The 16,793-nt window shown below is 64.4% G+C and carries 15 protein-coding genes; 10 read left to right on the top strand and 5 right to left on the bottom strand.

Annotation, left to right across the window (positions count from 1 at the left end; translation table 11 throughout):
* Positions 1 to 24: 24 nt before the first annotated feature.
* From AC3WJU_RS08775 to AC3WJU_RS08760, 4 genes are all read right to left on the bottom strand, one after another.
* Complete coding sequence (locus AC3WJU_RS08775; protein WP_492259672.1) at positions 25 to 1,437, bottom strand: dicarboxylate/amino acid:cation symporter; 1,413 nt, start codon at positions 1,435 to 1,437, stop codon at positions 25 to 27.
* 231 nt (positions 1,438 to 1,668) lie between these two features.
* Positions 1,669 to 3,354, bottom strand: coding sequence for a DUF885 domain-containing protein (locus AC3WJU_RS08770; protein ID WP_492259671.1), 1,686 nt, complete (start codon positions 3,352 to 3,354; stop codon positions 1,669 to 1,671).
* Positions 3,355 to 3,496: 142 nt separating this feature from the next.
* Positions 3,497 to 3,748, bottom strand: a complete 252-nt coding sequence (locus AC3WJU_RS08765) for an acyl-CoA carboxylase subunit epsilon (protein WP_059387894.1) — start codon at positions 3,746 to 3,748, stop codon at positions 3,497 to 3,499.
* Entirely contained in the window at positions 3,745 to 5,328 is a 1,584-nt protein-coding gene (locus AC3WJU_RS08760) for an acyl-CoA carboxylase subunit beta (RefSeq protein WP_284989782.1), read from the bottom strand. Before AC3WJU_RS08760 ends, AC3WJU_RS08765 begins: the two co-directional genes overlap by 4 nt.
* Positions 5,329 to 5,539: 211 nt before the next feature.
* On the opposite strand from AC3WJU_RS08760, the gene AC3WJU_RS08755 reads away from it, so the two are divergent.
* The 8 genes from AC3WJU_RS08755 to AC3WJU_RS08720 all read left to right on the top strand — a co-directional run bounded on the left by AC3WJU_RS08755 (position 5,540) and on the right by AC3WJU_RS08720 (position 13,854).
* A complete protein-coding gene (locus tag AC3WJU_RS08755; RefSeq protein WP_284989781.1) occupies positions 5,540 to 6,439 on the top strand; it encodes an SDR family oxidoreductase in 900 nt (299 codons plus the stop codon).
* Positions 6,440 to 6,486: 47 nt separating this feature from the next.
* The gene (locus AC3WJU_RS08750) at positions 6,487 to 7,395 is read left to right on the top strand and encodes a biotin--[acetyl-CoA-carboxylase] ligase (RefSeq protein WP_059387892.1); all 909 of its coding nucleotides are present in this window, start codon (positions 6,487 to 6,489) and stop codon (positions 7,393 to 7,395) included.
* Complete coding sequence (locus tag AC3WJU_RS08745; RefSeq protein ID WP_059387891.1) at positions 7,388 to 8,023, top strand: PH domain-containing protein; 636 nt, start codon at positions 7,388 to 7,390, stop codon at positions 8,021 to 8,023. The genes AC3WJU_RS08750 and AC3WJU_RS08745 overlap by 8 nt, the downstream gene beginning before the upstream one ends.
* Positions 8,013 to 9,176, top strand: a complete 1,164-nt coding sequence (locus tag AC3WJU_RS08740; protein WP_284989780.1) for an adenylate/guanylate cyclase domain-containing protein — start codon at positions 8,013 to 8,015, stop codon at positions 9,174 to 9,176. Before AC3WJU_RS08745 ends, AC3WJU_RS08740 begins: the two co-directional genes overlap by 11 nt.
* On the top strand, positions 9,176 to 9,970 hold the full coding sequence (locus AC3WJU_RS08735) for a PP2C family protein-serine/threonine phosphatase (RefSeq protein WP_492259670.1): 795 nt from the start codon (positions 9,176 to 9,178) through the stop codon (positions 9,968 to 9,970). Before AC3WJU_RS08740 ends, AC3WJU_RS08735 begins: the two co-directional genes overlap by 1 nt.
* A gap of 107 nt (positions 9,971 to 10,077) precedes the next feature.
* A complete protein-coding gene (locus AC3WJU_RS08730) occupies positions 10,078 to 10,701 on the top strand; it encodes a hypothetical protein (RefSeq protein ID WP_441433488.1) in 624 nt (207 codons plus the stop codon).
* 52 nt (positions 10,702 to 10,753) lie between these two features.
* Complete coding sequence (gene ligA, locus AC3WJU_RS08725) at positions 10,754 to 13,030, top strand: NAD-dependent DNA ligase LigA (protein WP_492259669.1); 2,277 nt, start codon at positions 10,754 to 10,756, stop codon at positions 13,028 to 13,030.
* A complete protein-coding gene (locus AC3WJU_RS08720; RefSeq protein WP_492259668.1) occupies positions 13,027 to 13,854 on the top strand; it encodes an inositol monophosphatase family protein in 828 nt (275 codons plus the stop codon). The genes ligA and AC3WJU_RS08720 overlap by 4 nt, the downstream gene beginning before the upstream one ends.
* A gap of 84 nt (positions 13,855 to 13,938) precedes the next feature.
* On the opposite strand, the gene AC3WJU_RS08715 is transcribed toward AC3WJU_RS08720, so the two are convergent.
* Complete coding sequence (locus AC3WJU_RS08715; RefSeq protein ID WP_306961308.1) at positions 13,939 to 15,294, bottom strand: LLM class flavin-dependent oxidoreductase; 1,356 nt, start codon at positions 15,292 to 15,294, stop codon at positions 13,939 to 13,941.
* Between the two features lie 475 nt (positions 15,295 to 15,769).
* Between AC3WJU_RS08715 and AC3WJU_RS08710 the strand changes: the two genes are divergently transcribed.
* Together AC3WJU_RS08710 and AC3WJU_RS08705 are read left to right on the top strand one after the other, a co-directional pair.
* Positions 15,770 to 16,282 (top strand): GNAT family N-acetyltransferase, encoded by a 513-nt coding sequence (locus AC3WJU_RS08710; RefSeq protein ID WP_492259667.1) that lies wholly within the window; start codon positions 15,770 to 15,772, stop codon positions 16,280 to 16,282.
* 57 nt (positions 16,283 to 16,339) lie between these two features.
* The gene (locus AC3WJU_RS08705) at positions 16,340 to 16,720 is read left to right on the top strand and encodes a RidA family protein (RefSeq protein ID WP_492259666.1); all 381 of its coding nucleotides are present in this window, start codon (positions 16,340 to 16,342) and stop codon (positions 16,718 to 16,720) included.
* Positions 16,721 to 16,793: the final 73 nt, after the last annotated feature.

Raw genomic sequence — 16,793 nt, 5'->3', positions numbered from 1 at the left:
TGTCCGCGCGACGATGTGCCGTCGCTAGGCCTTGGCGCCAGCGAGCTCGCGGGTCTCCTCGGATGCCTCCGGGGACTCACCCTCGGCCGCGAATGCCGTTCCCTTGCGGGGCGCGTTGTAGAGCGATTCGTCCAGGATTCCCTGCCGCTTGGCGACGATGGCCGGAACCAGCGCCTGTCCTGCCACGTTGACGGCCGTGCGGCCCATGTCCAGGATGGGGTCGATCGCCAGGAGGAGTCCGACGCCGGCGAGCGGCAGTCCCAGCGTGGAAAGTGTCAGCGTGAGCATGACGACGGCGCCCGTGGTGCCTGCAGTTGCCGCGGAACCAAGGACGGAAACCACCACGATCAGCAAGTACTGGCTGAAGTCCAGGTTGATGCCGAAGAACTGGGCAACGAAGATCGCGGCGACGGCCGGGTAGATGGCGGCGCAACCGTCCATCTTGGTGGTGGCGCCGAGTGGCACGGCGAAGGACGCGTAACCCTGGGGGACGCCCAGGTTGCGTTCGGTGACGCGCTGCGTGAGCGGCAGCGTGCCGATCGAGGAACGCGAGACGAATGCCAACTGCACGGCGGGCCACACGCCCGAGAAGTACTGCTTGACGGACAGTCCATGGGTCTTGACCAAGATGGGGTAGACGACGAACAGCACCAGGGCGAGGCCCGCGTAGATGGCCACCGTGAACTTGCCGAGCGAACCGATGGTATCCCACCCGTAGACGGCCACTGCGTTGCCGATCAGGCCGATGGTGCCCAGCGGGGCAATGCGGATGATCCACCAGAGGACCTTCTGGATGACGGCCAGGGCGGAAGCGTTGAGGTTCAGGAATGGTTCGGCCTGCTTGCCCACCTTGAGGGCTGCGACGCCGACGGCGATGGCGATCACCAGGATCTGCAGCACATTGAAGGTGATCGACGTGCTGGCGACGCCGTCCGTGACGGTGGTGCTCGCTCCCAGCCCCAGGAAGTTCTTGGGGAAAAGACCTGTCAGGAACGCCCACCAGTCGCCGGTCTTTCCGGCGTACTCGGCCTTCTTGGTGATGCCGGTGCCGGAGCCAGGCTGCAAGAGCACTCCAAGTCCGATGCCGATCGTCACGGCGATGAGTGACGTGATGGCGAACCAGAGCAGGGTGTTCCATGCCAATTTCGCGGCATTGGACACTTGGCGCAGGTTCGCGATGGAGCTCACCACGGCGGTGAAGATCAAGGGCACGACGGCGGTCTGCAGCAGCGAGACGTAGCTCGAGCCGATGGTCTGCAGCGTGGCGCCGAGCCCGTTGGGAGCTTTCGTGGTGCTGCCGGTGGCTCTGGCCAGGAGGCCGAGGGCCAGGCCGATCACGAGGGCCGCGATGATCTGGACGCCGAAGGACGTTGCCCACTTGGGAAGCCGGGACGAAGTCTTTCCGGCGGAAGTCAAAGTGTTGGATGAATTGCTCACCGGAACAAACTGGGCCCCGAAAAATACCACCGCGACCCGACGTTGAGAAATGTTACGGTCTCACATTCGACCCACTCCCAAAAAAGGCCCGCGAATTCGCCGCCAATTTACCCATTTATGAAGTTATTCCCGGACAGAATGTGGGGAATGTCTCGTACGTCTCAGCCCATCTGACTCGCATTTGTTGTCGTTATGAGCCTCCAAAACGACAACAAATGCGAGTCAGTTGGGTCACCCGAGCAGCGCCCGGCGAAGCGTATCCAGGCCGACAGAGCCGATGTTCAGGGCATCCGTGTGGAAGGACTTCAAGTCGAATCCGTCGCGGCGTTCGAGTTCAGCCCGGATTTCTTCCCACAGCCGTTGCCCCACCTTGTACGACGGAGCCTGCCCCGGCCATCCGAGGTAGCGTGTGAATTCGAACTGGAGCTGGCCCGCGCTGATGGGGAGGTTGGCCTTGAGGAATTCGAAGCCCTTGTCCGATGTCCAGGTGCCGCTGCCCCAGCGTTCCGGAACTTCCAGCTCGAGGTGGACGCCGATATCGAACACCACGCGGGCCGCGCGCATGCGCTGCATGTCCAGCATGCCCATGTGGTCGCCCGGGTCCTTGAGGTAGCCGAGCTCGAGCATGAGCTTTTCTGCATAGAGTGCCCAGCCTTCGCCGTGCCCGGACACCCAGCAGACGTTCCGCCGCCAGTTGTTGAGGAACTCGCGGCGGTAGACGGCGGTGGCCACCTGGAGGTGGTGGCCGGGGACGCCTTCGTGGAACACTGTGGTGGTTTCGGCCCAGGTGGTGAAGGTATCTTCGCCGGCGGGGACGGACCACCACATGCGGCCTGGCCGGGAGAAGTCGTCCGAAGGGCCCGTGTAGTAGATGCCGCCTTCGTCCGTGGGGGCGATGCGGCATTCGAGCGTCTTCATGATGTCCGGGATGTCGAAGTGGACGTCGGCCAATTCGGATACTGCCCGGTCGGAGAGTTCCTGCATCCAGGCTTTGAGGGCGTCGGTGCCCTTGATTTGCCGTGCGGGATCGTTGTCGAGGATGGCTTTGGCTTCCTCGATGGACGCGCCGGGCTTGATTTGCTCGGCCACCTGTTCCTGTTCGGCAATGAGCCGCTCGAGTTCCTGCACGCCCCAGGCGTATGTTTCCTCGAGGTCCACGGTTGCGCCAAGGAACAAGCGTGAGGCCAGTGCGTAGCGTTCGCGGCCCACGGCGTCCTTTTCGGGAGCAAAGGGCAGAAGTTCCGCTTCGAGGAAGGCGGCAAGACGCAAGTAAGCGGAGCGCGCGACGGCGGCACCGGCGTCGAGCTTTTCCTGCAGTTCCGCCGGCAGCGGCTGGCCGTCGATGGTGGCTTCGGAGGCGAGCTTGGCGAAGAAGCCGTCTTCGGCCGCGTATTTGCTGGTCTGTTCGATGACGATCTTGACTTGGCGGACCGCGGAGACCTTCCCTGCCTCCTTGGCCGAACGAAGGGAAACCACGTACCCGTCGATCGCTTCAGCAATGTTGGCCGCGCGGCCGGCGATGTGCTCCCAGTGTTCGGCCGTGTCGGTGGGCATAAGGTCGAAGATCGCACGGATGGTTTGGGCCGGAGACTCGATGTTGTTCAGGTCCGCGGCGTCCCAGCCGGACTCGTGGATCTCAAGGGCCAGGCCGAGCCGTTCCCGCATCGCGTCCAGCGTGACGACGTCGGAGGCGTCCGTGGGTTCGAGGGTGGCGAGCTCGTCGAGGGTGTCCCGTGCTGCCTTGGCGAAGGCCGCGGCGCCTGAGGGCGAGAAATCCTGGTATTCGGTTTCGTGTCCCGGCAGGCCGAGGGTGGTGGCGAGGCTCGGGTTGAGGGCAAGGAGGGTGTCCGTGTAGGCGTCGGCGACTGCATCGATGGCAGTCTGGAGGCGTGCCGGAGCTGTGTTAGAGGTAGTCACCCCAAGAGCCTAACCGCGTCCAGGCGCCTTATGAAAGGGTTGTTGCAGAAGATCCAGCCGCCAACCCAACTTGCTCGCATTTAATGTCGTTCTGGGCCTTCAAAACGGCATTAAATGCGAGTCGGTTGGGTGACCACAAAACTCAGCCCCGGCTGCGCTTCCAGGCGCCTGGACCCGGTGTGGGATCCATGCGCAGTTGCTGCCGGCGCAGCCAGTGCCGCGTGCTCGGTTTTGGAGCTTCGGCTTCCTCGGACGCTCCAAGGGAGGCGACGACGGCGGCAAGCGCCGCGAGCTCTTCCGGCGTCGGGTCTCCCTTGACCACCGAAAGCAAGGGCTCGGCGGGCACCGCGTCCGTGGAACCGGGCCCGGAGCCTGGGTTCTGTTCGACGCTCACAGGGGGATGTTTCCGTGCTTCTTGGTGGGCAGGCTGGCCCGCTTGTCGCGGAGGGCGCGGAGGCCCTTGATGATCTGCAGGCGGGTCTCCGACGGCGCGATGACGGCGTCGACGTAGCCGAGCTCGGCCGCCTGGTAGGGGTTGAGGAGTTCTTCCTCGTACTGGCGGATGATCTCGGCGCGCTTGGCTTCGACGTCGCCACCGGCCTCGGCGACCGCGGCAAGATCGCGGCGGTACAGGATGTTGACGGCACCTTGGGCGCCCATGACGCCGATTTGCGCCGTGGGCCAGGCCAGGTTGAGGTCCGCGCCGAGCTTCTTGGAACCCATGACGATGTACGCTCCGCCGTAGGCCTTGCGCGTGATGACCGTCAGCTTGGGCACGGTGGCTTCGGCGTAGGCGTAAAGCAGCTTGGCTCCGCGGCGGATGATGCCTTGGAATTCCTGGTCCTTGCCGGGCAGGAAGCCGGGGACGTCCACCAAGGTGATGATGGGGACGTTGAAGGCGTCGCAGTGGCGGACAAAGCGGGCGGCCTTTTCCGAAGCCGAGATGTCCAGCGTGCCCGCGAACTGCATGGGCTGGTTGGCCACGATCCCGACCGTGTGGCCTTCAACCCGGCCGTAGCCGATGATCACGTTGGGGGCGTAGAGCGACTGCATTTCGAGGAAATGGGCGTCATCCACGATCTGCTCGATGACCTTGCGCATGTCGTACGGCTGGTTGGCCGAGTCCGGGATGAGCGTGTCGAGGGCGAGGTCGTCGTCGTCGAGCTCCAGTTCCTGCTCGTGCTCCAGGACGGGCGCCTCGGACAGGTTGTTGGACGGCAGGAAGTCCAGGAGTTCGCGGACGAACTCGATCGCGTCGGCTTCGTCATTGGCGAGGTATGTTGCAGTACCGGTGGTGGCGTTGTGCTGGCGTGCGCCGCCAAGGGTTTCCATGTCCACGTCTTCGCCGGTGACGGTCTTGATGACGTCGGGGCCGGTGATGAACATGTGGGAGGTCTTGTCCACCATCACGATGTAGTCGGTGAGGGCGGGGGAGTAGGCCGCCCCGCCGGCGCACGGGCCCATGATGAGGGAAATCTGCGGGACGACGCCGGAAGAATGGACGTTGTTGCGGAAGATGTCAGCGAACATCGCCAGCGAGGCGACGCCTTCCTGGATACGCGCGCCGCCGCCGTCGTTGATGCCCACCATCGGGCAACCGTTGCGGAGGGCGAATTCCTGGACCTTGACGATCTTCTCGCCGTTGACTTGGCTCAGGGAGCCACCGTAGACGCTGAATTCCTGGCTGTAGATGGCTACGAGGCGGCCGTCGACGGTGCCGTAGCCTGAGACCACGCCGTCGCCGAGGGGCTTCTTCTTTTCCATGCCGAACGCGGTGGAGCGGTGGACGGCCAAAGCATCGAACTCTATGAAGGAGTCTTCGTCGAGGAGCATGTCGATGCGTTCGCGGGCGGTGTTCTTGCCGCGGGCATGTTGCTTCTCGATGGCTTCGGGGCCGGACGGTTGTTCTGCACGGGCCTGGCGGTCGCGGAAGTCGGCAATCTTTCCCGCTGTCGTTGTCAGATCGTGGCTCATCAAATGTCTCCGGCTCTGTAGCTGATTTACGCTGGCACTGCTTTGTTAGGCATGCGCTCTTAAGTAGCATCCGTACAAAGTGCGGGCCCTGTTGGCTAGTCTAATGACGCAAAAGCCACAGACCGCTGTAGAAACCCTACAATTTTCCGACTTCAAGTCGAGCATCGAGTGATGTTACTCGCCAGTAACATAGTTGGGCTACAGTGTCCTCATGACCTCAAGCAACGATGCTTCTGCAAGCCCTGCCCTTCCCTACCAGGCACGTGGATCACTGAAGGGCCGCACCATTCTGATGTCCGGCGGCAGCCGCGGCATCGGCCTGGCAATCGCTACCCGTGCGGCACGTGACGGCGCCAACATCGTCATCATGGCCAAGACCGGGGAGCCACACCCCAAGCTTGAAGGAACGGTCTTCACGGCCGCCGAACAACTGGAAGCGGCGGGCGGCCAAGCGCTGCCGCTGGTGGGTGATGTCCGCAACGACGGCGACGTTGCCGCGGCGGTTGCCGCCGCCGTCGAACACTTTGGCGGAATCGACGTCGTGGTCAACAACGCCTCGGCGATAGACCTCTCCCGCACTGACGCAATTGACATGAAACGCTATGACCTCATGCAGGACATCAACGTCCGAGGCACCTTCCTGCTGTCCAAGCTCGCGCTTCCGGCCCTGCGGACATCGAACAACGCCCACATCCTGACGCTCTCGCCGCCGCTGAACCTTGACCCGAAGTGGGCAGGCATGCATCTGGCCTACACCATGGCCAAGTACGGCATGAGCCTCACCACGCTGGGCCTGGCCGAAGAACTCAAGAACGACGGCGTGTCGGTCAACTCGCTGTGGCCCTGCACGCTGATCGACACTGCCGCCATTCGGAATATGCCCGGCGGGGCACAGATCGTCCAAGCGGCCAGGGGCCCGGAAATCATGGCCGATGCGGCCCACGCTGTCCTGACCGGGGCGAACCTGTCCGCAGACTCAGGCGCTTCAGCAAGCAATACAGGCAACTTCTATACGGACGAACAGGTGTTGAGGGCTACCGGAGTATCCGACTTCAGGCCCTACAGTCTGGGTGCCCCGGAGGAGAAGCTGGTACCGGATATCTTCCTCTAAGCGGACAACTTCTTCCCGGACCGGCCTGGCTGGATAGGATTCTGTCTATGGACGTCGAACAGCCTGCCAGCAGCGAACCACGTGCCCCGCGCTTGGGCCTGGACCGCGATGCCCTGCTTCACCCCGACTTCCTCGCGGCCGCCGGTATTTCGCAATTGAAGATCGTGGAGACCACAGGCTCCACGAACGCCGATCTGCTGCGCGCCGTGACCATTGAGCCTAAGGAATGGGCAGACCTCGCGGTCCTTACCGCCGAGCACCAGACGGCGGCCCGGGGCCGGCTCGACCGTCACTGGGAGTCTCCCGAACGTTCGGCGATTTCCGTTTCGATCGTCCTGCGTCCCGTGAATTCCCAAGGCCTCCCCGTTCCCACCCAGAGCTATTCCTGGCTGTCCCTCCTGGGCGCGCTGGCCTTGCGCGAGACCCTCCTCGAAACCGCCGGCCTGCCCGCCGAGATCAAGTGGCCCAACGATGTCCTGGTCCGAGGCAAGAAGATCGCCGGGATCCTGGCCCAGATGGGACCGATGGGGGATGGATCCGTTCCGGCCGTGATCCTGGGCACCGGCCTCAACGTGACGCTCAGCGAAGATGAGTTGCCTGTCCCGACAGCGACGTCCCTTGTGCTCGAGGGTGCCACGACCACGGACCGCACCGTGCTTCTGCGGAACTACCTGTCACGCTTCGCGGCGCTCTACCGCAGTTTCTGCAATGCCGACGGCGACCCCACGGCGGGATTGGCCGGCGGATCTTCCCTGCACAAACGGGTGGAAGCTGTCATGGTCACCTTGGGACGCGAAGTCAAGGCGCATTTGCCCGGCGACCACGAATTGGTGGGGCATGCGTCCAGGCTGGATGAATATGGTTCCCTTTTGGTGGTGGACCATGGTGGCCGCGAGCACGTTGTGACCGCCGGCGACGTCGTCCATCTGAGGGCTACCGAAAGCGGTTATGCGTAAAGAGCTCCTGCGCGGGGAGCAAGTCATCGTGATTACGCGGCAGCAGCCCAGGGCGCTTTTCGGTCCCGTCCTGGCGTTCATCTTGGTCCCCGCCGCGGCGGCCTTCGCCTGTGCATGGATAGTCAAGGGCGGACCCGGTAAGTTGCTTCCGGTCATCACGAGTGATTGGACCCAATGGTTGGTGGCCGCATGCCTGGCCATCGTGGCGATCGTGCTGCTTGGCTACAGCCTTCCGCGATTCATCCGCTGGCGCGGCGTACGGTACATCCTGACAAGCGGCCGGATAGTTGCCCGTTTCGGAATGCTTCGCCGGGGAGACTGGCAGGTCCCGCTGGCCGCGGTGCGCAGCGTGGGGATCAAACAATCGCTGCTCCAACGGATATTGCGCTCCGGGAATATATCCTTGGATACCGGGCACCCCGGCGAGGCCGTTCTCGCGGATGTTCCGGAGGTCGGCAAGTTTCGAAGTTTCATCCTGGATGCCATGGCCGAGCTTCCGACAAATGTCGGGTTCGGCCCGGGCGCCGTACCAGAGCATGGCGACTTTGACGGTTTTGTTGGACCAGTTGACTACTCTGGTGCCGCGTTGCCCTGGGATGTGAGAGAAGGTGGAAGAGATGAGCGTTGACGAGCAGGAGCCTGAGTACATGGACCACGAGCCCGACGCCGTGCCCGAACCTTCCGTGGACCAAGCACCTACGGGGGTCCTCCCCGTGGTGTCCCCGCCGACCGGTGCATTGTCAGCAGAACGGCTTGCCATCAAAGCGCTGGAAACGCGGCTCTTGGGCGGCGAACGCAAACTCCGGCGGCGCGAAGTGGCGGCCGGAGCAGGCGTCTCGCTGTTGTCAGCCCGCAAGCTGTGGCGGGCGCTGGGATTCCCGAATTTCGGTGACCAGGATGTAGCGTTCACCGAGCGCGACCTCGCGGCGCTTTCCACCATCCTCGACCTGGTCCGCGCCGGAAAGCTCACCGAGGAAGCTGCCATCTCCGTGACGCGCGCCATCGGTCAGATGACCGACCGCATGGTGGTGTGGCAAGTCGAGGCGCTGATTGAAGACATGGTGGTGCAGCAAGGCATCCCCGATGCCGTTGCCCGCAAGCAGCTGGTCAATGAACTGCCCAACCTTGTGGACGCCATGGAAGAGATCCTGCTGTACTCATGGCGACGCCAGATGAACGCCGGTGTGCAGCGCCTGGCCGTCCGTGCAGAGGCAGGTTTGCAGGCGAGCGAAGCAGGCCGCGAAGGAGATGAAGACGACGCTCCTTTGCCTTTGGCGCGCGCCGTAGGTTTTGCCGACCTCGTCTCCTACACGAGCCTGTCCCGCCGCATGAACGAGAAAACCCTGGCCCAGTTGGTCCAGCGCTTCGAGAACAAGTGCGCGGAGATCATCTCCATCGGCGGCGGACGCCTGGTCAAGACCGTCGGCGACGAAGTCCTCTACATCGCCGAGACGCCGGCCGCTGGTGCCGAGATCTCCTTGGCGCTCGCCCAAGCCTTCACGGAAGACGAAATCCTCCCGGAAGCCCGCGTGGCCATGGTCTGGGGACGGATCCTTTCCCGTCTCGGCGATATTTACGGCCCCACCGTCAACCTGGCGGCCCGCCTCACGGCCTTGGCTGAACCCGGCACGGTCCTCGTGGACGAGATGACGGCGGCAGCGCTGGGCCAGGACGAACGCTTCGTCCTGGTTCCGCAGACGGCCGAAAACGTTCGTGGTTTCGGGGAAATCCTTCCCGTCCGGCTTGCCCGCGGACTTGGCAAGGGACTGGTCCTCGACTGATGAATTCACCGTCCGCAGCAACCGCCCCTGAGCCGGGATTCACGTTGAGCTATGGCTTCGGGACGGACCGTGGACTCAGCCGGGAACTCAACGAAGACTCGCTCATCGCAAAGGATCCGGTCTTCGCGGTGGCTGACGGCATGGGCGGGCATGAGGCAGGCGAGATTGCCAGCGCGTTGTGCGTGCGTACCCTCGGCAGCATGCCGCAATTGGCGCCGGGAGTCCGCTCGGCAACTGCCATTGCCCTGCAAAGGTGCATCCTGGCTGCCGACTCCCAGATCCGGAATGCCACGGGTGGCCGCGCTGGAACAACGCTCACCGGCGTCGTCGTCGCCGAGCATATGGGCGTCCCGTATTGGCTGGTCATGAACATCGGCGATTCACGGACGTATCGGGTGAACGGGGGCGAATTCAGGCAGATCAGCGTGGACCATTCGGAAGTCCAGGAACTCGTGGAGGCCGGAAGCATCACGCGGGAAGAAGCCACGGTGCATCCGCGCCGCAATGTGGTGACCCGCGCCCTCGGCACAGGGGGCGAAAACGAAGCGGACTTCTGGTTGCTGCCCATCCAGGACGGGGATCGGATGCTGATCTGCTCGGACGGACTCACCGGGGAGCTGGGCGACGAGCACATGTTCCGGATCTTGAGCACGGTTGAGAAGCCCCAGGACGCGGTGGATGCCCTCATCCACGAGGCGTTGCTGAGTGGCGGGCGGGACAATGTGACCGCGATTGTGGTTGATGCCAGGATCGAGTTGAACGACGCCGCAAGGACCGGCACCGGCTCTTCCTGATGGCCTTTGCAGGGAACGGGATTTGCGACATGCCCGGACTATGTAGGAAGATTCCGGTCAATACCACCCCAACTCCGGGCGGCCCGTGCCGTCCTGCAGAGGTAAACATGACCCAACGCTCCTCAGCGCGCTCTGGCGGCGCGACCCGTGCCGCCGTGCGACGCCCGTTCTCCGTTGCCTTCGCGGGCATTGCCATGGCCGTGGTGATGTGCGCCTTCCCGTTGCTTTCGGCCCATGCCGAGACCACTCTGGCTCCTCAGAATAGCCAATCGACCACTGCCCCGACCCCGGCCCCGGACCCGGCACCAACCGAGCCCACGCCAACCCAGCCGATAATCGTGGACCCGGCGCCCTCCAAGCCACCCGTCGTCGTGCCGGTGGCCCCGGCACCAGCCCCGGTGGCGCCCGCGCCCGCCGCGCCCGAACCGGCCCCCATGACTCAGGTGACCGTGGAACCGGAACCCAGCGTGGCGCCGTCGGAGGCTTCTGTCGCCTCCAGCCCGGCGACCCCGTCGAACAGCCCGACGGCGAGCGCCTCGCCGTCGGCATCGTCCAATTGGAATACCCCCATCCAGGACGGGCTCAAGGCCACGCAAGCTGCCTCGGTGAGCGGCACCAAAGGACCGGGCTCGGACATGTTCGCCGTGATCGCGATCATGGGCGGCGTGCTTTTGGTGGCGGCCGGAGGCATTGCCTTCGCCTTGTGGAGCCGCCACCGCTTTACGCACTGATACCCGCTTGTGATTCCTGCTTCCCGTCCGGGGGCCGTATTTTGTCGCGGCTTTGCGGCAAGATAGGTACGTGAGCACAGCAGAGAGCGAAACCGCAGTTCCAACGGAAGCCGTACGGGAAGAGTACGAAAACCTCGCAGACCTCGTCCGCAAGTACCGCTACGCGTACTACCAGGAAGATGCGCCGACGGTTTCGGATGCCGAGTTCGACTCCCTGTACCGCCGCCTCGAGGAGCTCGAGGCCCTGCATCCCGAGCTCGTGTCCAACGATTCGCCCACACAGGAAGTAGGCGGCGAGGTGTCGGCTGCTTTCGCCGCCGTCGAGCACCTCCAGAGGATGTACAGCCTGGAGGACGTCTTCTCGCTCGACGAGTTGGAAGCGTGGGTCCGCAAGGCCGAGGCTTCGGTCGAAAAGCTGGGCACGGCGGCTTCCCGCATTGCGTGGCTGACGGAGCTGAAGATCGACGGCCTGGCAGTGAACCTGCTGTACCGCGACGGCAAGCTGGCCCGTGCCGCCACGCGCGGAGACGGCACCACGGGCGAGGACATCACCCACAACGTGCTCACCATCAAGGAGATCCCGCGCCAGCTCAGCGGCAGCGGATATCCGTCCGAGGTGGAAATCCGGGGCGAAGTCTTCATTCCGTCCAAGGCATTCGCCGAATTCAACGAAGCGCTGATCGAGGCCGGCAAGGCGCCGTTGGCCAACCCCCGCAACGCCGCGGCCGGCTCCCTGCGCCAGAAAGACCCCGCGGAAACCGCCAAGCGTCCGTTGCGGATGTTCGTCCACGGCATCGGGGCACGCGAAGGCCTCGACTCCACGAGCCAGTCGGAAACGTACAAGCTGCTGGAGGAATGGGGCTTGCCGGTCAGCCCCTACCTGAAGGTCCTGGACTCCTTCGAGGAGGTCCTCGACTTCATCAAGCACTTCGGCGAACACCGGCACGACCTCCTGCACGAGATCGACGGCATCGTGGTCAAAATCGACGACTTCGCCACGCAGCGTGCCCTCGGTTACACCTCGCGCGTGCCGCGATGGGCCGTTGCCTACAAATACCCGCCGGAGGAAGTCCACACCAAGCTGCTGGACATCCAAGTCAACGTCGGCCGCACCGGCCGCGTCACTCCCTACGGGGTAATGGAACCGGTCAAAGTGGCCGGATCCACTGTGGAGATGGCCACCCTGCACAACCAGGACGTGGTCAAGGCCAAGGGCGTCATGATCGGCGACATCGTGATTCTCCGGAAGGCCGGAGACGTCATTCCTGAGATCGTCGGGCCGGTATTGGCGCTGCGCGATCAGCAGGATCCTCCTGTGCGCGAGTTCGTGATGCCCACGGAATGCCCCTCCTGCCACACGCCCCTTGCTCCGGCGAAGGAGGGCGACGTCGATATCCGCTGCCCCAACGCGAAGTCGTGCCCCTCCCAGCTGCGCGAGCGTGTCTTCCACGTCGCGAGCAGGGGAGCCTTCGACATCGAGGCTCTCGGGTGGGAGGCAGCCATCGCACTCACCCAGCCTGCGGAACCGGAAACTCCGCCCCTGCGCAGCGAGGCGGCCTTGTTCAGCCTCACGCCGGAGGACCTCGCCGACGTCCGCATCCACCGCGAGAAGCGCTCCAAAGGCGTGGGCACGGGAACGTTCGAATTGGTGCCCTACTTCTATTCCAAGGCCACCGCCAAGACCCCCTCCAAACCCACCGCCACCACCGAGAAACTGTTCAAGGAACTTGAGAAAGCCAAGACGCAACCTCTCTGGCGCGTCCTGGTTGCCCTTTCCATCCGGCACGTCGGCCCCACTGCGTCCCGTGCCCTGGCCACGGCCCTCGGGAGCATGGACGCCATCCGGGCCGCCTCCGAGGAGGAACTGGCCAACGTTGACGGGGTGGGACCGACCATCGCCGCGGCACTCAAGGAATGGTTCGCCGTTGACTGGCACCAGGAAATCGTGGATAGCTGGGCAGCTGCCGGGGTGCGCATGGTTGACGAGCGCGACGCCGGCATCCAGCGGAACCTGGAAGGCCTCACCATTGTGGTGACAGGCTCCTTGCCCACCCTGAGCCGGGACGAAGCCAAGGAAGCCATCATCATCAGGGGCGGCAAAGCGGCGGGCTCGGTTTCCAAGAACACCAGTTACGTCGTGGCCGGCGAGAACGCAGGCTCCAAGCTGGACAAGGCTGAGCAACTCGGCATCCGGGTACTGGACGAGGACGGCTTCAAGGCATTGCTCGACGGCGTCCTGGAACCCGCCGGCGGCACGGCTCCGGATGATGAAGACGCAGCCGTTGCCCTGGCGGGCGCTGCGGCGGCGGAAGTGGACGCTGCCGAATGACGGCCGATGTCTTGGAGCTTCTCGCTGTTGCCCGCGCGGCGGCGGCGGCAGGAGCGGAGGTGCTCGCCGCCCGGCCAGCCGGCCCCGGCTCGGCGCGGAACCTCGGCGTCGTGAACAAGGGTGACGCCGGCGACTGGGTGACGGCCTTCGACGTCGCGGCGGAGAACGCTGTGCGGGGCGCAATTACGGCAGCACGCCCGTACGACACCATCACGGGCGAGGAGCACGGCACCACCCGGCCCGAGCAGCCCAGCGGCTACCGATGGTCCATCGATCCTTTGGACGGCACCACCAACTTCATCCGGAACATCGTCTACTACGCCACGTCCGTGGCCGTTGCGGATGCCGACGGCGTCTGGCTGGCCGGCGTCGTCAACGCCCCCGCGCTGGGACGCATCTACTCGGCGGCACGCGGCCATGGGGCGTGGCTTGAAGAGAACGGGCAGCGCACCCAGCTGAGCGGACCGCTCCTGGGCCGGACGGGACTGATTGTGGCCTCCGGGTTCAGCTACGATCCCGCCACGAGGGCTGAGCAGTTCGCCGGTCTCGGGAACCTCATGGAAGGCTTCGCCGATCTCCGGCGGCTCGGCTCCGCCGCATTGGATCTCTGCCTCGTGGCGGATGGAACGCACGACGCCTTCGGAGAACGCGGGCTCAACGAACACGACTACGCGGCTGGTGCGTTGATCGCTGAGGAGGCCGGATGCTGGGTCCGCCGCCCACGGCTGGCCAGCCCCCTGGATGGCGGCCCCACGGATGCGGATCGTTTGGAAGCGTGGACCTGCGCGGGAACCCTCGAGCTCTCGGGCAAGTTCCCGCTCTAAGGCCCTTCACCTTGGCCCCGACGACGCGGGATGACCGCCGTCGTCGGGGCTTTGTGGCTGGCTGCGCGTCTGGACCCTTCGTCGTTAGGCCCCGGCCGCGGCGAGCGACCCAAGCTCCGAGAAGCGGTTCGCCGGGCGGTCCAGGCCGTAGTGGTCCCGCAGCGTGCTGCCCGTGTATTCGGTGCGGAACAGCCCCCGGTGGCGCAGCACCGGCACCACGCGGTCAACAAAGGTTTCGAGACCCGACGGTAGAACGGCCGGCATGATGTTGAAGCCGTCGGCCGCGCCGTTTTCGAACCATAGTTGGATCGCGTCGGCCACTTGCTCCGGCGTTCCCGCGAAAGTCAGGTGGCCGCGGCCTCCTCCCAGCCTGCCGATCAGTTGGCGTACCGTGAGTTTCTCGCGGCGGGCAAGCTCCACAATGAGGGTGTAGCGGCTCTTTGCGCCTTCGATCGAGTCCTCGTCCGGAAGATCGGCGGGAAGTTGGCGGTCCAGGGGCAGGTCCTCTGGGTTCACGCGGAGCGTCTTGGCCAGCTCGGCCCTCGCGTATTCGGGCCGGATCAGCTCATCCAGTTCGCGTTCCAGGCGCAGCGCTTCGGCATGCGTGGAGGCGATCACCGGGACAATACCCGGCAGGATCTTGATGCTCTCGGCCGCCCGGCCAAGCGCGACCGTCCGGGCCTTGAGGTCTCCGTAGAACGCCTGGGCATCTTCCAGGGTTTGCTGGGCCGTGAACACGGCCTCGGCGTACCTGGCGGCCAGGCCCTTGCCGTTCTCGGAGGAACCGGCCTGGACAATCAAGGGATGGCCTTGGGGGGAGCGCGGCACGTTGAGCGGTCCGCGGACCCGGAAATGCTTGCCCACGTGGTTGATGGGCCGGACCTTGGTTGAGTCTGCCCAGACGCCAGCTTCCTTGTCGGCAATGACCGCGTCGTCCTCCCAGCTGTCCCAGAGCTTGGCGGCCACCTCCAGGAACTCGGCCGCTCGTTCATAGCGGGCGGCATGGGCGGGCTGATCGTCGATGCCGAAGTTCCGGGCGGCTTCCGGTCCGGCTGTGGTGACCACATTCCAGCCGGCCCGTCCGCCGCTGACGAAGTCCACCGAGGCGAAGCGCCTAGCCAGGTTGAAGGGATCGTTATACGTGGTGGACGCCGTGGCGATGAGGCCGATTTTCTCGGTGGCAGCCGCAATCGCTGTGAGCAGCACCGTCGGTTCCAGCTTGCCCGCGGGACGGCGTCCGACGTCGCCGAAGATCACGGGGGAGTCTGCGAAGAAGATGGAGTCGAACGTGCCGCGCTCTGCGATCCGTGCGAGGTTTTGGTAGTGCCGGATGTCGGTGCTGGCGCGCGGGTTGCTTTCCGGCAGCCGCCACGAAGCCTCGTGGTGTCCGGTGCTCATGAGGAATGCGTTGAGGTGGAGTGTGCGTTGCTGGGGGCTCATCTGTGTTCCTTTCGTTGTCTCCTGGCCGCCAATCAACCACGAGACAACCGCCCCGCGCCAGCATCGCGAAACCTTCCCGCAACAGCAGGAAACCGGGCTTCACAGCCGGAAACCGGACTCAATCTGGCGCCACGCGAAGCAATGTTTGAGCGGCCTCCGACGCTCGCTCACTTATGTGGGGTTTCTCGCCGACGCTCGCTCACATATATCTGAGCGGGCGTTGGGGGATTGGGGTGGATATCTGAGCGAGCGTCCGAGGCTGGCTGGACGACGCAAAGCCGCCCACCGCCGTCGTACTTTAAGACGCTCGCTCACTTAAGTGGGGTTTCCCGCCGACGCTCGCTCACTTGTATCTGAGCGGGCGGTGGGTGGAACGGCCTTGTATCTGAGCGGGCGTTAGGCCCCGGGTGATAGTTCGGTCACGGAAACACCGCTTTGGCACCCCGGGCACCTCGGGCGCGACTACCATGGATCAGTGCATTCGCAGATTACCGTCCGTCCCGCCCTGCCCGAAGACTACGACGCCGTAGCCCGTATCACGATGTCGTCTTACGTGACCGCTGGCTACTATGGCAGCCCGGACCACCCATACCTGGAGAAGCTGCGCGACGTGGCCGGCCGCGCCCGGTACGCCGACGTTTTCGTCGCCGAACGCGACGGCCAGGTTATCGGATCCGTCACGTCGGCGAAGGCCGGAGGCGACTTCTCGGACATCGGCCTTCCGGACGAACTCGAAATGCGTACGTTGGTGGTTGATCCGGAGGTTCAGCGCTCCGGCGCGGGACGGGCACTGGTCCAGGCCGTCGTCGACCAAGCCCGCTCCATGGAAGGCATCAACGCCGTCTCCCTCACCACGGGCGCAACGTGGGAAAGCGCCAACGCCCTCTACGCCAAAACCGGATTCGAGCGCGAACCGGAGCGGGATTGGTTCGTACCCGGGACCGACATAAAACTGTTCGTTTATCGGCAGGATGTGCGCCAGCAATAAAGTTTCCTCGTAAACCCCGGTCATCGGGCCGGGTGCGGAAACTGAGAAAGGCGCGGCATGCGCAAGACATTCGGCACGGGCTCGGTCTGGGAACAGGCACTTGGATACTCCCGAGCGGTCCAAGTGGACAACACGCTCTTCATTTCGGCCACGGCGGCGTCGGGACCTGATGGCATCGTCGGTGACGACTTCTACTCGCAGACCAAATACGTCCTCGAAAAGCTGGGTGCAGTCCTGGCCGACGCCGGGTTCGACTACGAGGACGTCGTGCAGTCCAAGCTCTATCTGACCGACATCACCAAATGGGAAGACGCCGGCCGCGCGCACGGCGAGGTGTTCGGCGAGATCCGGCCCACCCTTTCCCTGGTCCACGTCTTGCCGTTCCTCGACCCGGAGATGCTGGTCGAAATCGAGCTGGTAGCCCAGAAGAGCGCCTGAACAGCCCAACTGACTAGCAGTAAGTGTCGTTTTGACGTCTCATAACGACACTTACTGCGAGTCAGTTGGGTGG

This window comes from Arthrobacter sp. FW306-1B-F12A (assembly GCF_058781865.1).
The sequence above is the reverse complement of the archived record's forward strand: the minus strand, read 5'-3'. Positions and strand labels throughout refer to the sequence as shown.